This window comes from Anaeromassilibacillus sp. An200 (genome assembly GCF_002160025.1).
In the GTDB taxonomy this organism is placed as follows: domain Bacteria; phylum Bacillota; class Clostridia; order Oscillospirales; family Acutalibacteraceae; genus Caccousia; species Caccousia stercoris.
Window position 1 is genome coordinate 14,979 of record NZ_NFJU01000024.1, and the last position, 19,158, is coordinate 34,136.

Sequence of the window (19,158 nt, forward strand, 5' to 3'; positions counted from 1 at the left end):
TTTCCGAACAGACAGCCGCCCCGGCAAAGCCGGGGCGGCTGTCGCTTTGTTTTTTGGGGAATTCAGCGGGGGAAAAGCTCCTTGTCCAGCTGATCTTCCACCGCTTCGTCTTTGGTCACAAACCAGAAGGTCTGTTCCAGGCTGTCATACAATCCCACTGCCTGCCCGTTGGCAGCCTGATACAGCCTGCGTGTGTTGCCTGCGGCAATTTGCTCTGTGATATTTGCGATGGGGAACAGATGGGATGCCAGTTTTCCGCCCGGTTTCAGCATGTCCGGTTCAAAATCAGGAACTTCCCAGAGATTTAAATCCAAATCTTCGTCACAGGCCAGCGCCCACAGGAATTCCGCCGCCAGGAAGCCGTCGATGATGCCGAAGGGAACCCATTCGCCTACACCATCATTGCTGCGGCGGTAGAGGAAAGGGCTGTTCAGCTCTGCCGCCCAATGGTAAACAGCTTGGTTCTCCTCCAGAAAATTCAGCTTGCCGTCCTTCGCTTTTCTGAGAGTGGAAAGGGGACGGATGGTATTGTAACTGTGGTAGAAGGAGCTTGGCAGACAGCGGTAAAATTCTTCCATGGGCAGCGGAAGCGGAGCTTCCAGCCGGGCTTCGGCTCTTTGGATGCTTTCCTCCTTCGCCCCCGTGCGTGTAATCCCTGCAAATGCGCGAAGAAATTCCAGCACCGGCGTGATGGACAGCAGCTCCCGTTCCTTCGGGGGTTCCGGCGGCGCGGCATTGTAAATAGGATGCCCGGTCTGGCTTTTTACCCAGGTATAGCGAAATCCCAGCTGTTTCATGAGGGCTTCCAGCTCCTCATCGGTTTGAGCGCCGATATAGCCGGTGGGCGCATACAGGATCGTGCCGTACAACAGGCGGGAAGGTTCTTCTGTATATCTTGTGACAAAATTATATTGCGCTTTTGCCAATTCTTCCTTTGGAATCTCATAGAAATGATGAGGGATCATTTTTTGAAGATCGGAATAATGCGGGACCTTGTCTTTGTTTACAGCAACGATGCTTGGCTGCGCCCGTGTCTGTTCATAGGAAAGCCATTCCACCAGCCATTGGGAGAGCCTGGCTTTGTTGCACGGAACCATATAGCCGTTCAGATCCTTTTTCTCCTTGGCCGTTTCGGGCGCCACAAAAAGGCCAAAAATTTCTGGATCATCCGCAGAACGCCCTTGCGGGCAGGGTATTTTTTTGATATGACGGCTCACCTCAAAGGCGTACCCATATTTTTCGCCGCGGCAAAACGGAAGCAGTGTGAGAATTGTATACGACCAGCAGGTGCGCCGGCAGGTTTGCAGCAGCGAAAGAGGGATCAAATGCATCTCGCCGGAAAAGAGGGGATCGTCCGGATGAAAGGTCAGATACAACTCCCGCAGCGCTTCCGGCAGAGGAAAGCCCAGTTCTTTTTCCTTGGCGGCGATATCGTCCGGCGTCACGGTGCTTTCCGGCCCATAGCCAAATGAGTGGATGGTTTGCAGCTGTTCCAGTATCATGTCAATCCTCCTCGGTTTATCTTGGTTTCGTTTGGAATGTTTGTTTCCTGTCCGGGCGGTTTTCCTTACCCTGTGGGCACATAGAAAAGTTCACAAAGATACGATATAATGAAGGCTCCCTCTATTTCGACAGAAAAGGAGAGTGCAGCGAATGGCAGACAAAATTTTCACCTTCCATATCAGCCCATATGAGACAGAGAAGCTTTTGCCGCAGGTAAGCAGGGCGCTTGAAAAACGGACGGAGCTTGTCTCGCGGGAGAGCTGCCCGCAAATGTGGAAAGTGATCGATCGGCTGCGTGGTGTGGCACAGGGGAGAAGCAGAAGCAGGCTTCGCACCAGGGTGTTGAGTGCGGTGTGTCTTGCGGCGTGGAAAGCGTGCCGCACAGCGATTTTGAATGTGTTGTTGAAACAGAGGATTTGTTTCTTTTGGTATATGGGGAACGTGTCACGGTTTTGCAGAAAAAGGATTTGGCGGCGGGAGATCCGCGTGATTTTTCTTCCATGATGGCGGAGAACATCACGAAATATGCGGTTGTCTCTTTTGCAGAACAAGGCCGAGCAGCAAAGTGAACAGTTCCGAGATGGGGAAGGCAAGCCACACACCCATCATGCCGAACAGCCTCGAGAGCAGGAAGGCAAAAACCACAATCGCGACCACACCTCTTGAAATGGCAAGGAGGGAGGACTCTTTTCCTTTTCCAACCGCGCTGAGAAAGCCTGATTTGACGATGTTGATGGCAGCAAAGAGAAAGCCGCAAAAGTAAATGCGGATGCCGGGGATCGCATAGGCGGCAAGCTCCGCCGATTGTTCCCGGTTGAAGGCACTCACGACCGCACCGGCAAACAGCACTACAAAGGCAACCAGCAGCACGGCGATCAGGAGGGCGATTTGCAGCGAGTGCCGGTAAATTCTTCGCTGTGCGTCCTGATCTCCTTTTCCATAGCTTTCACTTGCCAGCGGCTGCAAGCCCTGAGACACGCCGTTGAGCAGGCCTGTGCCGACCAATGCCGTGTTGGCTACCACGCCGTAGGCGGCCACAGCCAGATTGCCTCCCAAACCCAGCAGAAGGAAATTGAATACCATCGTGGTGACGCCGCTGGAGATCTCTCCCACAAACGCCGCCACACCCAGCTGGCAGGCAAGCAGCAGCCTTTTTGCGGATGGGATAGCCCATACAAAGCGGACCGTGTTTCGCCTGGAAAGATAGTGCACCATGGAGATCGTGATGCTGACAATGGGAGAAACGCCGGTGGCAAGCGCCGCGCCCACCATGCCCATGCCCAGCGGGAACATCAGCAGGTAATCGAACACGATGTTGAAAATACCGCTCAGCAGTGTGGCGGTCATGGCGATTTTGGGGGAACCGTCGTTGCGGACAAATGCGGTGAAGGTGTAGCTGGTGAGGAAGAAGGGGGCAAAGCAGAGAAAAATCCGCGTGTAGGGAAGACCCACCGCTAAAATTGCGTCGTCAGCGCCCAGCACGCGAAGCAGGGCGTCCGGGCAGAAGATGCCAATGAAAACAAAGATCAGGCTGAACAGAAACGCCCACAGGATCGCATTCGAGAAATACTTGTCATGATCCCCGGTTCCCAGGGATTTACTCAGCGAATACCGTGTGGCAGAGCCAATTCCAATCATGGAGCCGATCGCGAACATCAGCCCATAGACGGGAAGAACGAGATTCAGCGCCGTGATTCCGTCGCTTCCCTGCGCGGCGGAGATGAAAAAGGTGTCGGCGAGCACATAGCAGGAGGTTCCCGCCATTGCCAGAATATTGGGCAGGAGATACCTGCGCAGCTGCTTTTCGATCATCCAAGTCTTCCTTTCTTAAAAAAAGCATCCTCATTTACGGCTGCTCAGACCTATCGCCGTAAACAAGGATGCAGAGCATCCGACTACCCGGTGGCAGTGCTTGTTCTATTTGTTATAAACTATGTCATATTGTAGCACAGCAGCGGTTTTGATGCAACCTGCGGCAGCATGGTTTTTCTCATATCCGCCAATATCCTCTGGCGTCCCGTTCCATCAGATGCTCGCCGATCATATCGCGGCGGATGGTGCAGAAGTCCTCGTGAAAATCAGCGATGATCAGATTTACCTCGCGCTCGGGATAGATCTTTCCACGCTCAAATTGTTCCGCGATGACCTCCAGCACAATGCGCCGCTTTTTCTGTTGGGCGGGGATGGATTTCAGTTTTCCGTACTCAAAAAAGGTGTCGATCACCTTTTGCCGGTATTTTGCGTCGCGCTGCTGCTGGAGATCGGCTTCCTCGGATTTTTCCTGCAAAATCGAAAGAAGCGTGATATCAAACAGGGCGCGGTTCAACGAATACATGGTGTAATATTGGCTTTTGTAGGAGCTGACCGCGCCCGCCTCGGTCAGCTTTTTTAAATGAAAGGAGACGGTGGGGGCGGATACGTTCAGCCGCTCCGCGAGCCGTTCCACATACATGTCCTCAATGGCCAGCGATTTGAGGATTTGCAGCCGCGATTTGTCGGACAGGCATTTGAACAAGCGGATGGCCTCGGTTTCGTTCATGCGGTTTCCTCCCAGATTTCGGTGAATTTTGCGCGGATCTTTTGCGCAGTGTTCCGCTTTAAGCTTTCAATCCGCATTTTTTCCGCGTCGCCGTGCTGCCTGGCTTTGTCGTAGGATGCGGACCAGGCGGAGGGAATCTGTTCCATCCGCAGCAGGAAAAAGCGTTTGGCCGCGCCGTCGTCTCCCTTGCTTTCCTTTGCGGCGGTCTTTAAAACCGTGCGGAAAATATCATAAATGTTTGCTTTGATTTTCTCAAAATCCGCCTCGTCCGCGCGATCGTCCGCCAGAAGGGTTTCCTGCTGCTTGGCACAGGCCGCGATCTGCGCGTCAAACCATGCGTTCATACGCTCCAGCTTTTCTTCCATGTGATTCCTGCCTCCGTTTCTGTTATGACAATTTTGTTTGCCGGGATGCGCTGATTCGCGCCCCGGCTTTTTGCATAGGAGGGGAAGGCCTTTTCTCCCTTAATATGATTATATATGTGTGATATTAAAAAGTCAATTCTAATTAGATAAATATTTAAATAAATTAGAAGAGGATAATGATCTTAAAAACCGACGCATCCCGCAAAAGAAACGGGATGCGTCGGTTTAACAAAACGTTACTCAATTATGATGCTTGTTTGGGAAATTACTTGGAAAAAGACGTCCGGAAAAAATCGCTTTGCTCTTTTTCCTGGCTTTTTTTGGCTTCGCATACTTTCTTAAAAGGGGGTTCCACCCCCTTTACCCCTGCAAAGTCTCCGCTTCCGCTCCGGTCGGCGCCTTGTTTGTGTGCCGCTGGCACACGGCGCCCTTTTGAAAAAGGCCCCAGCGAAAACTTCACGTTTGCGCTTTTTTAGCTTTTCGATTTATCACATAAAGCGCATCTGCTGCAAAACATTATAAACCTGCTGGAATGCCTGCGCCTTGTGGTCGCGTACCCAGTCGCTCTGTCCCTCGTCGTAATACAGCCAGCTCTTTTCCTCCTGCGCCCAGTAAAGAACATTGACATAGCGTGCACCGTCCGTGAAGGTGGGGACGGATCCTCCCGGAGGCAGCTCCGCGCCGTTTGCTATTTTGGGACGCAGCATCGCGGCTGTAATCTTGACCCACTTGGGCGCATATTCCGAGTGGCCCAGATCCTCGAGATCGGAGGTGTGCAGCGCGCCCATCTCCACCAGATCTTCCAGGAAGCTGTCATACTGCTTCTGCGTCATGCAGCTGGGGTTGTATTTACTCGCCAGCTCTTTCCACTCCTCACCGCTGAGTACATCCGACAGGTTCGGCAGCGGCTCATAGTCCTCAGGCGAAGGGCCGGGGTTGCGTTCCAGATAATCAGCGAACCAGGCATTCATCAGCGCCCGATCTTCTTCGTCCTTGGGAACGATAATATCGCCCTTTTTGCCCGCCATGGCTTCCTCCCAGCCGATGGTGGTCAGCTCACGATCTGCCGGCTGGGTTTCGGTTTCCTGCTGCGCTGCCGTTGCCTGTACTTCTCTCGCCATGAGATCCTGAAACGCGGTTCCCTGTGCGGCGTGAGACGATTGCAGCGCGGAGGATGCGATGTTTCCCGAAAAGCCTACTGCGTTCATGAGATCCATCATAAAATAATCCCTCTTTTTCCTGCTCCCTCATACAAATTTCTGAATCCTTTCTTTTGTTTTATCGGCCAATTTCTGAGAATGGTAAGAAAAGGCAGGAGGAAAAAGCGCAAAAAAGGGGCGTACCCCAGAGCCGAAGCTTCTGTGGTACGCCCCTTTCCGACGCCCGGGGAGAGGCTTTCCGGAAAACCTCTCCTCCGGGTGTGCGATGCGGGTTTTGCGATGACCGAATTACTCGGACATCTTGGCCAGGCGCTCGTAATTCTCCTTGGCAACCTTTTCGGCTTCCGCGAACAGCTTCTCAGCACGCTCGGGGAAGGCGCGGGTCAGGGAGTTGTAACGGACCTCACCCATGATGAAGTCACGGTAGCTGGCGGTCGGAGCCTTGCTGTCGAGGTGGAACGGATTCTTGCCTTCGTCAGCGAGTCTCGGGTCAAAGCGGAAGTTCTGCCAGTAGCCAGCCTCAACAGCCTTCTTCTCCTCCATCTGGGAGATACCCATGCCGCCCTTGATGCCGTGGTTGATGCACGGTGCGTAGGCGATGATGAGGGACGGGCCGTCGTAGCTTTCCGCCTCGGTGATAGCCTTGATCGTCTGGTTGTAGTCGGCGCCCATCGCGATGTGCGCAACATAGACATAACCATAGCTCATGGCAATCGCCGGCAGATCCTTCTTCTTGATGCCCTTGCCGGTAGCGGCAAACTGGGCAACGGAGCCGATCGGGGTGGACTTGGAAGCCTGTCCGCCGGTGTTGGAATACACCTCGGTGTCGAACACCAGGACGTTGACATTCTCGCCGGAGGCCAGCACATGGTCGAGGCCGCCGAAGCCGATGTCATAGGCCCAGCCGTCGCCGCCGAAGATCCACATGGACTTCTTGGCGAGGTAATCCTTATCCTTCAGAGCCTTGGCGGAGAGCTCGCAGCCCGCGGAGGCAGCCTTCTCCAGCTCGGGGATGAGGGCGTCGGTCGCTTCGCGGTTTGCCTTGCTGTCCGTGAAGGTGTCGATATACTTCTGGCAGGCCGCCTTCATCTCAGCGGAGGCGTTGTCGGAAGCCATGATGTTCTCAATATACTCGCGCAGTCTGCCGCGGATGGCGTTCTGAGCGAGCGTCATGCCCAGGCCGAACTCGGCGTTGTCCTCGAACAGGGAGTTGTTCCAGGCCGGGCCATGGCCCTTCTCGTTCGTGGTGTACGGAGTGGCCGGTGCGGAACCGCCCCAGATGGAGGAGCAGCCGGTGGCGTTCGCGATGTACATGCGATCGCCGAAGAGCTGGGTGACGAGCTTCGCATACGGAGTCTCGCCGCAGCCCGCGCACGCGCCGGAGAACTCAAGCAGCGGCTGCTTGAACTGGCTGCCCTTCACGCTCGTCTCCTTGAACTTCTCGAGGACCTCAGGCTTGACGGACAGGGTGCGGCCGTAATCGAACTTCTCCTGGCTCTCGAGCTGAGTCTCCATGGGCTTCATGGTCAGAGCCTTGTTGCCCTTCATGCCCGGGCAGACCTGCGAGCAGGAGCCGCAGCCGGAGCAGTCATAGGCGGAGATGGTCATGGCGAACTTCATGCCGGGCATGCCGGTCATGTCCTTCATCTTCATGCCGGCGGGAGCCTTGGCGGCCTCCTCCTCGTTCATGACGACAGGACGGATGACAGCGTGCGGGCAGACATAGGAGCAGAAGTTACACTGGATGCAGTTGTCGGGATTCCACTCCGGAATATCGATGGCGATGCCGCGCTTCTCGTAAGCAGCGCTTCCCGGAGGCACAGCGCCGTTGGCCATGTCCACAAAGGTGGAAACCGGCAGCTCGTTGCCCTTGTACTTGTTGGCCGGGATCAGGACTTCCTTGACGTACTTGACGGTCGCGGGGTTGCCCTTGATCTCCTTCTCCTCGACATTCGCGTCGACGGCGTTCTTCCAGGACTCCGGCACGTTGACCTTGTGGTATTCCTTCGCGCCGCGGTCGATAGCCGCATGGTTCATGTCGACGATCTTCTGGCCCTTCTTGCTGTAGGACTTCGTGGCGGCGTCCTTCATGTACTGAATAGCCTGCTCCGCCGGAATGATGTTGGCAATGCTGAAGAACGCGGACTGGAGGATCGTGTTGATGCGGTTGCCCAGGCCGATCTCCTTGCCCAGCTTCACACCGTCGATGGTGTAGAAGTTGATGTTGTTCTCCGCGATGTACTTCTTCATCTTGGCCGGCAGGTGCTGATCCAGCTCCTCGTCGGTCCACTGGCAGTTCAGCAGGAAGCTGCCGCCGGGCTTGACGTCCTGCACCATGTCATACTCATGGACATAGGAGGGCTTGTGGCAGGCAACAAAGTCAGCCTTGCTGATGTAGTAGGTGGACTTGATCGGCTTGTGGCCGAAACGCAGGTGGGAAACCGTCAGGCCGCCGGACTTCTTGGAGTCATAGGCGAAATAAGCCTGCGCGTACATGTCGGTGTGGTCACCGATGATCTTGATGGAGTTCTTGTTCGCACCAACGGTGCCGTCAGCGCCCAGGCCCCAGAACTTGCAGGAGGTGGTGCCGGCGGGAGCGGTGTCGGGGTTCTCCTTGATGTCCAGGGACAGATGCGTCACGTCGTCGACAATGCCAACGGTGAAGCGCTTCTTCGGCGTCTCGCTCTCCATGTTGCGGTACACGGCGATGATGTCAGCCGGAGTGGTGTCCTTGGAACCGAGGCCGTAACGGCCGGTGAACATCGGCACGCAGCCGAACTCCGTGCCGTTGAGGGCGGCCAGCACGTCGAGATACAGCGGCTCGCCGATGGAGCCGGGCTCACGGGTGCGGTCGAGCACGGAGATCTTCTTGACGGTCTTCGGCAGAACGTCAACCAGATACTTCGGCACAAACGGACGATAGAGGTGAACCTTCACAAGGCCAACCTTCTCGCCTGCGGCGTTGAGGTAGTCGACGACCTCTTCGGCGCACTCGCAGACAGAGCCCATGGCAACGATGACATACTCCGCGTCCGGAGCGCCATAGTAGTTGAAGGGCTTGTAGTCGGAGCCGATCTTGGCGTTGACCTTGTTCATGTAATCGACCACGATCTCCGGCAGAGCATCATAGTACTTGTTGCCGGCTTCGCTGGCCTGGAAGAAGATGTCGTCATTCTGAGCGGTGCCGCGGGTGCAGGGATGCTCAGGATTCATAGCGCTGCGGCGGAATTCCTCCACGGCGTCCCAGTCGAGCATCTCGCCCAGATCGTTGTAATCCCAGATGTGGATCTTCTGGATCTCATGGGAGGTGCGGAAGCCGTCGAAGAAGTGCAGGAACGGAACCTTGCCGCGGATAGCGGACAGGTGCGCAACGGCGCCCAGGTCCATGACCTCTTGCGGGCTGTTGGAGCACAGCATCGCATAGCCGGTCTGGCGGCAGGCGTACACGTCGGAGTGGTCGCCGAAGATGCACAGGGCATGGGAGGCGAGGGAACGGGCCGAAACGTGGATAACGCTCGGCAGGAACTCACCGGCCATCTTGTACATGTTCGGGATCATGAGCAGCAGGCCCTGAGAAGCGGTGTAGGTGGTGGTCAGAGCACCGGCAGCCAGAGAGCCGTGCACCGCACCGGCAGCGCCGGCCTCGGACTGCATCTCCGTCACCTTGACCTCGCGGCCGAACAGGTTCTTTCTGTTCGCGGCGGCATACTTGTCCGTCTCATCCGCCATCGGAGAGGAAGGCGTGATAGGATAGATGGCAGCAACGTCGGTAAACGCATAGGAAACATGCGCGGCCGCGCTGTTGCCATCCATGGTTTTCATTTTTCTTGCATCCATTATGATGTTTTTCCTCCTTTTAAGGATTATTAGGATACGCCTGGCAGACCGGACCCGCATCCAGACTGCACTGAATAAATTCTATCATTTTTTCCACGCCCTGTAAAGGGCTGTGCGGGCGATTTTCGCCAGAATTCTGCGCGCGGCGGACAAGGCTTCCCCACACCGGAGCGCGGCGGCGGAAACAGGCGGAATTATCCCATTTTTCCCCTCCACGGGGGATTTTTCCGGGTTTTGGGTGTCTGCCGCGCCCGCCGCGCGCCGTTTCGGACGCTTGCAGGGGCGCACGCGCGCTGGCGCGGCTTGCATGGGCGTGCAAAATACGGTAAAATAAAAAGCAATACGTTCTGAAAAAGGCGGGGGTGGCTTTGGCCGCGTTCCGCCGCAAAATTTTACTGTGAAAGGGGAAACCATATGTCTCCCGAACCTGAGGGGTCCATGCTGCCGCCATTATTCCGCCTGCTCAGCGCCGCGCCTGACGCGGCTGCCGCTCCCGCCGCTTCCGATACCGCGGGAGGGGGCGTGCCGTCGCTCGTGCTTCTGCTGGTGCTGATCCTGATCAACGGCTTTTTCGCTGCGGCGGAGATCGCCGTGATCACGCTCAACGACAACAAGATCAAGAAAATGGCGGAGGACGGCAACAAAAAAGCCGCCCGCATCCTGCGCCTGACCGAAAACTCCAGCCGCTTTCTGTCCACCATCCAGATTGGCGTGACGCTGGCCGGCTTCCTGTCCTCGGCCTCCGCGGCGCAGAGTTTTGCCCCGCAGCTGACGGCGGCCATCCTTTCGGCCGCGCCGAATCTGTCCCACAGCGTGGTGGACGGAGTTTCCACCTTTTTGATCACTTTGCTGCTTTCCTATTTCTCACTGGTGCTCGGCGAGCTGGTCCCGAAGAAGATTGCCATGCAGAAGGCGGAGGCGCTGGCCTTCCGCTTTGTCGGCATCCTTCAGGCGATCGCCGTGGTGTTCCGTCCGTTCATTGCCCTGCTGAGCGTTTCGACCAACTTTGTTATGCGCCTGCTGGGCCTGAATCCGAACGATGGCGAGCAGACCGTCACGGAGGAGGAAATCCTCATGATGGTGGACGCCGGAGAGGAGAAGGGCGTCATCGGCGAGAACGCCAAGGACATGATCTCAAACATTTTCGACTTCAGCGACACCACCGTTGTGGAGGTCATGACGCACCGCACGGATATTCATGCCGTGGAGGACACCAGCTCCGTGCAGGACGTGGTGCATCTTTCCATGAAAGAAGGCTGCTCGCGCATCCCGGTGTACCATGAGGATCTCGATACGGTTGTGGGTATCCTGTATGTCAAGGATCTGCTCCGCTTTGTCGTCCCGGAGGCTTCGCCGAATGTGCTGATCACACAGCTCATGCGCCCCGCGTATTTCATTCCCGAGGGCAAAAAGTGCAGCGATCTCTTTAAGGAGATGACCGAGCGCAAGGTGCAGATCGCCATCATCGTGGACGAGTATGGCGGCACCGAGGGCCTGATCACCATGGAGGATCTGCTCGAGTCCATCGTGGGCAATATTCAGGACGAATATGACCACGAGGAGGAGGAGATCCGCAAGCTGGCGGAGAATAAGTTTACCGTGGACGGCGTAACGCCCATCGACGAGATCGAGGATCTGGTCGGCGTGGAGCTGCCGGAAACGGAGTATGATACCATTGCGGGCCTGATGATGGAGCGCCTTGGGCGCGTGCCGTCCCCCGACGAGCATCCCAGCGTGACCATCCCGCCGCTGACGCTGACCGTCGGCGCCGTGTCCGATCGCCGCATTACGAAAATTTTGATTGAGAAAAAAGTGCCCGTTCCCCAGCCCGAGGAGGAGAATCGGAAGGACGATTCCCGCGGACGCAAAGGGAAAAGGGATTAAAAAACAGCGAGAAACCGCCGTGTTTTGCTGCGCGGCTGAGTTTTCCGCTTTTTTCGTGGCTTTTGGATCGATTTGTGCGGGATTTCCCTTGCTTTTCCTTCCTCTTTATAGTATCGTAATAAGGTTCCCCCGAATGGGGGAGCGGTCAGTCGCAAACTCCTGACCTTAAAGAAAACTACGGAGGAATGAAAATGAAAGCAAACACATCGACCAACATCCGATTCCTCGTGCAGGGAGCCATGATTGCCGCCCTGTACACCGCCCTGACCCTTGTGGCCGTCATGCTGAACTGGGCCTTCGGCCCCGTGCAGTTCCGCTTTTCCGAAGCGATGACGATCCTGCCCGTCTTTACGCCCGCCGCGATCCCCGGCCTTGCCGTGGGCTGTTTTTTGAGCAACCTTTGGAGCAGCATGGGTGTGATGGATATGATTTTCGGCACGCTTGCCACGGTTCTCGCGGCCATTGCGACGCGCGCCGTGCGCCATGTCCGCGTTAAGGGAATCCCGGTGCTGGCCCCCTTGCCGCCCGTCCTCTTCAACGCCCTGATTGTGGGTCTTGAGATTACGATAGTTTCCCCTGAAGGCTTTTTGTGGCCCGCTTTCCTGGCCAACGCCCTTTCCGTCGGGCTGGGTGAGCTCGCTGCTTGTTATATTCTCGGCCTGCCGCTCGCTATCCTTCTGGACAAGCTGGAGGCAGAAAAACGTCTTTTCTCCCTGCACGCCGCCCGCTGACGCGCGGGATGCCCGGGCGCGGAGATTCAGAAGAAAGAACTGGTGTTACATGCTATGATAGGTTTAGGCAGTCTGTTGAAAAAAGTCAAAGCCATCGCCCCCGTGCGGCTGATTGTGAGCAGCTTTGTGCTCATCATCCTTGTGGGGACGATCCTTCTCATGCTTCCTGTTTCCGCCCGGAATGGGCATCCCACCGCGATTGTAGACGCATTCTTCACGGCTGTTTCCGCCACCTGTGTCACAGGGCTTGTCGTATTTGACACCTGGACGCACTGGAGCGAATTCGGCCAGGCGGTGATTCTCCTGCTGATCCAGGTCGGCGGGCTCGGGGTGATCACGATCACCACCGGCTTTACCATCCTGGTGCGCCGCAGGCTGGGCCTGCGCGACATGCAGATCGCCATGGAGAATACCTCGGGGAACACGGTGAATATTTATCACCTGGTGCGGACGATCCTCGCTTTTACGCTGTCGTGTGAGTTTGCCGGCGCGCTTTTGCTGAGCATCCGCTTTGTCCCCCAGTTTGGCCCATACGGCGTTTGGATTGCCGTCTTTGAGGCGGTTTCCGCTTACTGCAACGCGGGCTTTGATATCCTTGGCTTCCGCTGGAGGGATGGAAGCCTCATCGGCTATACCGGCGATCCGCTGGTGAGCTGCGTGATTGCCGCTCTCATTATCACCGGCGGACTTGGCTTTATCGTCATCACGGATCTCTTCAACGCCAAAATCAAACCGTGTGTGCAGAAGAAAAAACCGGGGCACCTCTCCCTGCACAGTACCATTGTTCTGCTGATGACCGCTGTTTTGCTGGTTCTCGGCACAGTGCTGTTCCTGGTGATGGAGTATACAAACACGCTTGACGGTTTGAATTTCCTGGAAAAGCTCAATGCGTCGTTCTTCCAGTCCGCCAGCATGCGCACAGCGGGCTTTGCGTCGGTCAACATCGGGGCCGAGCATGATATCACGAAAATCCTGACGATCATCTTTATGTTTATCGGCGCGTCTCCGGCCTCGACCGGCGGCGGTATCAAGACGACCACCTTTGTCGTCCTGGCTGCGACGGTGATCAGCGTGATTCGCGGCCATGAAGATACCATCATCCTCAAGCGCCGTATTGATAAGAGCGTGGTGTACCGTTCGCTCGCGATTGTCACGGTCGCGATGCTGATTGTTGTGGTGAGTGCCGGAGTCATCCTTCTCACAAACAATGAACGGATCGGTGCGATTGATGCGCTCTTTGAGGCGGTTTCCGCGTTCGGCACAGTGGGACTGACCACGGGCATCACCCAGATCCTCAGCCCGGCGTCGAAGCTTTTCCTTTGCCTGACTATGTTTATCGGCCGCGTCGGCCCTGTCTCGCTTGGCCTTGCCATTGTGGGCAAGAAAGGGCGCAACAAGGCGATAGCTGTCCGTCCGGAAGGGAAAATTATTGTCGGCTGACAGGCCGAACCAGGATACATGTTCAGGATTCCTCTCAGCTGAAAATCACAGCGCACCTGCCGTGCTGCTCCGTGAAAACAACGCGGGACACATGACAAGGCCCTCTTGCGACGTGAGATCGCAAGAGGGCCGATTTCTTTTTCCGTGCCGGGCGGCAGGCTTGCCTGCCGCTTGCGCGTTATGCATGCAGACTCAGTCTGCCGCTTGCGCGTCATGTGTGCAGGCTCAGCCTGCTTAAAGCAGTTTGGAGGACGGAACGGGGGCAGCCGATGTTCACACGGACAAAGCCCTCGCCGCCGGGGCCGAACATTTCGCCCTCGTTCACCCACAGCCGGGCGCGCTCCGAGAAGAATTTCCCAAGCTCTTCCTGAGAGAGTCCCAGTCCCCGGCAGTCAATCCAGAGAAGATAAGTCCCTTCCGGCTCCACCAAACGCAGCTGCGGCAGATGATCGCGCAGGAAGGAGCGAACCAGCGAGACATTTTCCGCCAGATAGGGGATCAGCTCATCAAGCCATGACGCGCCGCCGCGATAGGCCGCCATGCACGCGGTCAGTCCGGCGAGGTTCGGCTGGTCGTAGTGGAGCCGTCCCATGAAATTCCGCATTTTTTCCCGCAGCTTGGGGTTTGGGATAAACAGGTTCGACGTTTGCAGTCCGGCCAGATTAAAGGTTTTGCTTGGCGCGGTGCAGACAATGCAGTTTTGCTCCGCTTCCTTGGAAAGCGACGCAAATACGGTGTGCTTGTGTCCCGGGAAGGTGAAGTCGGCGTGGATTTCGTCGGAGATCACCACAACCCCGTGGCGCAGGCAGATGTCGTTCACCGTTTCCAGCTCCTCCTGCGTCCACACGCGCCCCACGGGATTGTGAGGGCTGCACAGCAGGAAGATTTTCACGTGATTTTCCACGATCCGGCGCTCCATCTCCTCGGGAGATTCCATGCAGTACCGGCCATTTTCCTCATGCAGAGGGCTGTTGACCAGGCGGCGGCCCGTGTTCTGCAAGGAGCCTGCGAACGGCGGGTAAACCGGCTGCTGGATCAGCACCGCGTCACCTTCCTGCGTCAGGGCCTGGATGGCGGCGGAAAATCCATATACTACGCCCGGCGTACAGACGAGCCATTCCTGTTTCGGCTCCCAGCCAAAGCGCGACGCAAACCAATTTCGCACGGCCTCAAAATATTCGTCCCCCGTGAAGCTATAGCCGAAAATTCCGTGATCGGCCAGATGGTGCAGGGCCTCGCGCACGCTGTCCGGCGCACGGAAATCCATGTCCGCCACCCAGAGCGGAATGGTGTCCTCCGGGCGGCCCGAGCGGGCGATCCCATCGTATTTTTCACACATGGTGTGATGCCTGTCGATAATTTCATCAAAACGGCTTTCCATATCGATTGTCCTTCCTCCATCCTGATTTTCCCGGGCGCGGCGTTCCCGGAATTTTCCATCTGCCGCTGTTCTCTGAGGGTATGGTAATCCTCCGCGCAAAAAAAGTCAAGCCGGGGTGGATTTCAAAAATTCCGGTAGACTCCCGGCGCTGTTTTGCGCTATAATAAACAGGAAAGCAGCCGGAGCAAAGATGCGCGGCATGGGTTCGGACCTTTTCTTGTTCCGGAGCCATGCCGCGCAAAGCGTTTGCCAAGGTGCGGCCGGCGGTCATGAAAGGGGAGCGGAACATCCATATGCAGGAAAGACAGGGAGATCAGCGGCGGCGCGCGGAGCTGAGCATCCAGAAAAAATACAGAAAGCCCATCTGGAACAAATTTGTCGGGGGCCTGCGCGATTACGGCATGCTGTGCGACGGAGACCGCGTGGCTGTGTGCATCTCCGGCGGCAAGGACTCGATGCTGCTGGCAAAGTGTATGCAGCTGCTGCAGCGGTTCAGCCCCACACGCTTTGAGCTGGTGAACCTCGTGATGGATCCCGGTTACAGCCCGGAAAACCGCGCGCGCATTGAGGAAAACGCTGCCCTGCTCGGTCTGCCGGTCACGATTGTGGAAAACCGGCTGTTTGAGGCGGCGGCTTCGGCGGAGAAATCGCCGTGCTATCTCTGCGCCCGGATGCGCCGTGGCTGCCTGTACAAGCACGCCCGCGCGCTCGGCTGCAACAAAATTGCCCTCGGCCACCATTTTGACGACGTGATCGAGACGGTGCTGATGAGCATGCTGTACGGCGCGGAGATGAAAACGATGATGCCGAAGATTCACAGCACGAATTTTCCGGGCATGGAGCTGATCCGTCCGCTTTACCTTGTGCGCGAAGCCGATATCATCGCATGGGCGCGGTACAACGATCTCGAATTTCTGCGCTGTGCCTGCCGTCTGACGGAGGGCACGGCAAACGGCACGATGGATTCCAAGCGGCAGGAGATGAAGGAGCTGATTCGCGCGCTCGAGCAGACCAACCCGAGCGCCGGGCAGAATATTTTCCACAGCTTCCACAATGTCAACCTGGGAACGCTCGTCGGCTACCGGGGCGACGGCGGTGTGCACCCCTTCCTGGAGGAATACGACCGTCCTGGCTCCCCCTACTGGCTCACAGCCCGGACGTGCGATCAGCATGACCCAGACCTGCGGTCAGCACGGCCCGGACCTGCGGTCAGCACGGCCCGGACCTGCGGTCAGCACGGCCCGCGCGGAAGCGGAGAGGGAATGAGCACCCTGCGCGGCGCGGGACAGTTCGGACCGGCTCCCGAAGAGCACAGCCAAGACAAAACTTGAAAGTTTTGATCAAACTTTTTCAAAAGTTTGCGGGAATTCCAAAAGGGCAGCGCCCGTTTGGCCGCTTTCCGCAGAAAGCGGAACTCTCCCCCGCGTAAGGAGGAATTGACATGTCCCTAACAGAGACGCCGAGAGCCAACCGGCTGCACATCGGCATTTTCGGAAAACGCAACAGCGGAAAATCGTCGCTGACAAACGCCCTGACCGGCCAGCAGGCCGCGCTTGTCTCCGACGTGGCAGGTACCACGACCGACCCCGTCTATAAGGCGATGGAGGTGCACGGGATTGGGCCGTGCGTGTTCATCGACACGGCAGGCTTTGACGATGAGGGCGCGCTCGGCGGCATGCGCGTGGAGCGCACGCAGGAAGCGGCGAAAAAAACAGACGTGGCTCTCCTGCTCTTTTCCGGGGACGATTTCACGCAGGAGCTGGCATGGCTGGAGCAATTCCAAGCGAGCAAAACGCCGGTCATCGCTGTTGTAAACAAGGCCGACGAGCAGGACGCGCCCGCACTGGCTGCCCGTGTGCTGGAGGAGAGCAAGCTCACGCCGATCGCCGTCAGCGCGAAAACGGGGGAGGGCGTGGAGAGCCTGCGTGCGGCCATCATCCGGGCCATGCCCGCCGACTTTGAGCAGGAAAGCATCACCGGCGATTTGTGCGCGGCGGGCGACTTGGTGCTCCTTGTCATGCCGCAGGATATTCAGGCACCGAAGGGCCGCCTGATTCTGCCGCAGGTGCAGATGATCCGCGAGCTGCTCGACAAGAAATGCCTGGTGTCCTGCTGCACCGGTGACAACCTGGAAGCTTCGCTCGCTTCCCTGGCGCACCCGCCGAAGCTGATCATCACGGACAGCCAGCTGTTCCGCACGGTCTATGCCAAAAAGCCGCCGGAAACCCCGCTGACCTCCTTCTCTGTCCTTTTGGCCGCTTACAAGGGTGATATCTCCTATTTTACCGAGAGCGCAAAGGCTGCCGACCGACTTACGGAACATTCCCGCGTTCTGATTGCGGAGGCGTGCACCCATGCGCCGCTGACGGAGGATATCGGCAGGGAGAAGATTCCCCGCATGCTCCGCGCACGCGTCGGGCAGGGGCTGACCATCGAATTTGCGCGCGGCACAGATTTTCCCGCCGACCTCACGCCCTACGATCTGGTCATCCACTGTGGGGCCTGCATGTTCAACCGCAAATACGTCCTCTCCCGTGTCTCACAGGCAAAGGATCAGGGCGTGCCGATGACGAACTATGGCCTTTTGATTGCGCATTTCCAGATTGATGCGGAGCCGCGCCCCCGCGCCACTCCCGACGCGCTTCCGACCTGGTAAGGCGCGCTGCTTGTATTCCGAAGCACACAAAAAGCCCTTCCGCGGTTTCTCGCGGAAGGGCTTTTCTGTAAAACTTACTCAATCAAAGACTTACCGTCCATCTCGGCGGGCTGAGGCAGGCCGAGGATCTGGAGCATGGTGGGAGCAATGTCGGCAAGGCGGCCGCCGGTGCGGAGCTTGCCCTCATAGCCGACCATGCAGAACGGCACAGGGTTGGTGGTGTGAGCGGTGAACGGAGATCCGTCGTCGTCCACCATGCGGTCGGCGTTGCCGTGGTCGGCGGTGATCAGCGTCACGCCGCCTTCCTGAGCGACAGCGTCCGCCACACGGCCCACGCAGGTGTCAACGGCTTCCACAGCCTTGACCGCCGCGTCAAACACACCAGTGTGGCCGACCATGTCGCAGTTGGCGAAGTTCAGAATGATCACGTCATACTGCTTGGAATGGATCGCCTCAACCAGCTTGTCCGTCACCTCATAGGCGCTCATTTCCGGCTGCATGTCGTAGGTGGCAACCTTCGGGCTCTTTACCAGGATGCGGTCCTCGCCGTCATACTGCTTTTCCACGCCGCCGTTGAAGAAGAACGTCACATGGGCGTATTTCTCCGTCTCGGCAATGCGCAGCTGCTTGAGGCCCTTCTGGGAAATGTACTCGCCGAAGGTGTTCACCAGAGACTGCGGCTTGAAGGCCACCTGCACGTTCGGCATCGTGGCGTCATACTGCGTCATGCAGACATAGGTGAGCGGGAAAAAGCCGTTTTTGCGCTCGAAGCCGGAGAAGTCCGGGTCAACAAAGGTGCGGGTAATCTCGCGGGCGCGGTCGGGGCGGAAGTTGAAGAAGATCACAGAGTCGTTTGCCTGGATCTTGCCGCTTCTGGAGCACACAACCGGCACGACAAACTCATCCGTCACGTCGTTGGCGTAGGAATCGGCCACAGCCTGCACCGGGTCGCTGCCCTGCACGCCCTCGCCGTACACCATCGCGGCATACGCTTTTTCCACGCGATCCCAGCGGTTGTCACGGTCCATCGCATAGTAGCGGCCCATGACCGTTGCGATCTCTCCGACGCCGATCTCGCCGAGCTTTTCGCAGCAGGCGGCGACGAAGTCCTTGCCGGAGCTGGGCGGCACGTCACGGCCGTCGAGCAGGGCGTGGATGTAAACCTTCTTCAGGCCGTGGCGCTTGGCCAGCTCCACAAGGCCGTAAAGATGGGTGATATGGCTGTGCACGCCGCCGTCGGAAAGCAGGCCGATCAGGTGCAGAGCGGAGTCGTTTTTCTTGGCGTTCTCCACTGCGGAGAGGAACGCCTCGTTCTCAAAGAAGGGGCCGTCCTGGATCGCTTTGGTGATGCGGGTCAGCTCCTGATACACGATGCGGCCCGCGCCGATGTTCGTGTGGCCTACCTCACTGTTGCCCATCTGGCCGTCCGGCAGGCCCACGTCCATCCCGGACGCGCCGATCTGGGTCAGCGGGTTCGAGGAAAAGAGGCGGTCAAGGTTCGGTTTCTTGGCCGCGGCGATCGCGTTCCCCTCCGGCGCGGCGACGCCGAAGCCGTCGAGGATCATAAGCAGAAGCGGTTTCTTAGCCATGGTAATCAGTCCTCCTGTCTGATAAGAAGAAGGGGACGTCCGTCCAACGCAGGACTGGACGCCCCCTTCCGTA

The 19,158-nt window shown here is 57.5% G+C and carries 14 protein-coding genes; 6 read left to right on the forward strand and 8 right to left on the reverse strand.

Annotated elements, in window-relative coordinates; genetic code table 11:
- Positions 1–62 precede the first annotated feature (62 nt).
- On the reverse strand, positions 63–1,502 hold the full coding sequence (locus B5F35_RS12245; RefSeq protein ID WP_087241361.1) for an SMI1/KNR4 family protein: 1,440 nt from the start codon (positions 1,500–1,502) through the stop codon (positions 63–65).
- 273 nt (positions 1,503–1,775) lie between these two features.
- On the opposite strand from B5F35_RS12245, the gene B5F35_RS12250 reads away from it, so the two are divergent.
- Entirely contained in the window at positions 1,776–2,072 is a 297-nt protein-coding gene (locus B5F35_RS12250; RefSeq protein WP_242969512.1) for a YcxB family protein, read from the forward strand.
- On the opposite strand, the gene B5F35_RS12255 is transcribed toward B5F35_RS12250, so the two are convergent.
- From B5F35_RS12255 to nifJ, 5 genes are all read right to left on the reverse strand, one after another.
- Positions 2,020–3,315: an MATE family efflux transporter gene (locus tag B5F35_RS12255; RefSeq protein WP_087241363.1), complete on the reverse strand. Its 1,296-nt coding sequence runs from the start codon at positions 3,313–3,315 to the stop codon at positions 2,020–2,022. The two genes, B5F35_RS12250 and B5F35_RS12255, sit on opposite strands and share 53 nt — an antisense overlap.
- 178 nt (positions 3,316–3,493) lie before the next feature.
- A complete protein-coding gene (locus B5F35_RS12260) occupies positions 3,494–4,042 on the reverse strand; it encodes a DUF2087 domain-containing protein (RefSeq protein WP_087241365.1) in 549 nt (182 codons plus the stop codon).
- Positions 4,039–4,407 (reverse strand): hypothetical protein, encoded by a 369-nt coding sequence (locus tag B5F35_RS12265; RefSeq protein WP_087241367.1) that lies wholly within the window; start codon positions 4,405–4,407, stop codon positions 4,039–4,041. The genes B5F35_RS12260 and B5F35_RS12265 overlap by 4 nt, the downstream gene beginning before the upstream one ends.
- A gap of 488 nt (positions 4,408–4,895) precedes the next feature.
- Positions 4,896–5,627 carry a hypothetical protein gene (locus tag B5F35_RS12275; protein ID WP_087241371.1) on the reverse strand — a complete coding sequence of 244 codons (732 nt, stop codon included), beginning with the start codon at positions 5,625–5,627 and terminating at the stop codon, positions 4,896–4,898.
- Between the two features lie 228 nt (positions 5,628–5,855).
- The gene (gene nifJ / locus B5F35_RS12280; protein WP_087241373.1) at positions 5,856–9,404 is read right to left on the reverse strand and encodes a pyruvate:ferredoxin (flavodoxin) oxidoreductase; all 3,549 of its coding nucleotides are present in this window, start codon (positions 9,402–9,404) and stop codon (positions 5,856–5,858) included.
- A gap of 414 nt (positions 9,405–9,818) precedes the next feature.
- Between nifJ and B5F35_RS12290 the strand changes: the two genes are divergently transcribed.
- The 3 genes from B5F35_RS12290 (at position 9,819) to B5F35_RS12300 (ending at position 13,459) form a co-directional block, all read left to right on the forward strand.
- Positions 9,819–11,288 carry a hemolysin family protein gene (locus tag B5F35_RS12290; RefSeq protein ID WP_242969513.1) on the forward strand — a complete coding sequence of 490 codons (1,470 nt, stop codon included), beginning with the start codon at positions 9,819–9,821 and terminating at the stop codon, positions 11,286–11,288.
- 191 nt (positions 11,289–11,479) lie between these two features.
- Positions 11,480–12,019, forward strand: a complete 540-nt coding sequence (locus tag B5F35_RS12295) for a QueT transporter family protein (RefSeq protein WP_087241377.1) — start codon at positions 11,480–11,482, stop codon at positions 12,017–12,019.
- A gap of 75 nt (positions 12,020–12,094) precedes the next feature.
- Entirely contained in the window at positions 12,095–13,459 is a 1,365-nt protein-coding gene (locus B5F35_RS12300; RefSeq protein WP_162611416.1) for a TrkH family potassium uptake protein, read from the forward strand.
- Positions 13,460–13,670: 211 nt separating this feature from the next.
- On the opposite strand, the gene B5F35_RS12305 is transcribed toward B5F35_RS12300, so the two are convergent.
- Positions 13,671–14,840 (reverse strand): MalY/PatB family protein, encoded by a 1,170-nt coding sequence (locus B5F35_RS12305; RefSeq protein ID WP_087241381.1) that lies wholly within the window; start codon positions 14,838–14,840, stop codon positions 13,671–13,673.
- Positions 14,841–15,133: 293 nt separating this feature from the next.
- Here B5F35_RS12305 and B5F35_RS12310 point away from each other — a divergent pair, with 293 nt between their 5' ends.
- Both B5F35_RS12310 and hydF read left to right on the forward strand, forming a co-directional pair.
- Complete coding sequence (locus B5F35_RS12310; RefSeq protein ID WP_206424046.1) at positions 15,134–16,171, forward strand: tRNA 2-thiocytidine biosynthesis TtcA family protein; 1,038 nt, start codon at positions 15,134–15,136, stop codon at positions 16,169–16,171.
- Between the two features lie 110 nt (positions 16,172–16,281).
- Positions 16,282–17,496, forward strand: a complete 1,215-nt coding sequence (gene hydF / locus B5F35_RS12315) for a [FeFe] hydrogenase H-cluster maturation GTPase HydF (RefSeq protein WP_087241383.1) — start codon at positions 16,282–16,284, stop codon at positions 17,494–17,496.
- 74 nt (positions 17,497–17,570) lie between these two features.
- Here hydF and gpmI read toward each other — a convergent pair whose 3' ends face one another.
- The gene (gpmI, locus tag B5F35_RS12320; RefSeq protein ID WP_087241385.1) at positions 17,571–19,085 is read right to left on the reverse strand and encodes a 2,3-bisphosphoglycerate-independent phosphoglycerate mutase; all 1,515 of its coding nucleotides are present in this window, start codon (positions 19,083–19,085) and stop codon (positions 17,571–17,573) included.
- Positions 19,086–19,158: the final 73 nt, after the last annotated feature.

Bases quoted from the DNA above. Each gene is read 5' to 3' on its own strand.
- B5F35_RS12260 (WP_087241365.1), bottom strand. From the start codon at position 4,042: ATGAACGAAACCGAGGCCATCCGCTTGTTCAAATGCCTGTCCGACAAA.
- gpmI (WP_087241385.1), bottom strand. From the start codon at position 19,085: ATGGCTAAGAAACCGCTTCTGCTTATGATCCTCGACGGCTTCGGCGTC.
- nifJ (WP_087241373.1), bottom strand. From the start codon at position 9,404: ATGGATGCAAGAAAAATGAAAACCATGGATGGCAACAGCGCGGCCGCG.
- B5F35_RS12290 (WP_242969513.1), top strand. From the start codon at position 9,819: ATGTCTCCCGAACCTGAGGGGTCCATGCTGCCGCCATTATTCCGCCTG.
- hydF (WP_087241383.1), top strand. From the start codon at position 16,282: ATGTCCCTAACAGAGACGCCGAGAGCCAACCGGCTGCACATCGGCATT.
- B5F35_RS12255 (WP_087241363.1), bottom strand. From the start codon at position 3,315: ATGATCGAAAAGCAGCTGCGCAGGTATCTCCTGCCCAATATTCTGGCA.
- B5F35_RS12305 (WP_087241381.1), bottom strand. From the start codon at position 14,840: ATGGAAAGCCGTTTTGATGAAATTATCGACAGGCATCACACCATGTGT.
- B5F35_RS12275 (WP_087241371.1), bottom strand. From the start codon at position 5,627: ATGATGGATCTCATGAACGCAGTAGGCTTTTCGGGAAACATCGCATCC.
- B5F35_RS12295 (WP_087241377.1), top strand. From the start codon at position 11,480: ATGAAAGCAAACACATCGACCAACATCCGATTCCTCGTGCAGGGAGCC.
- B5F35_RS12265 (WP_087241367.1), bottom strand. From the start codon at position 4,407: ATGGAAGAAAAGCTGGAGCGTATGAACGCATGGTTTGACGCGCAGATC.
- B5F35_RS12245 (WP_087241361.1), bottom strand. From the start codon at position 1,502: ATGATACTGGAACAGCTGCAAACCATCCACTCATTTGGCTATGGGCCG.
- B5F35_RS12310 (WP_206424046.1), top strand. From the start codon at position 15,134: ATGCAGGAAAGACAGGGAGATCAGCGGCGGCGCGCGGAGCTGAGCATC.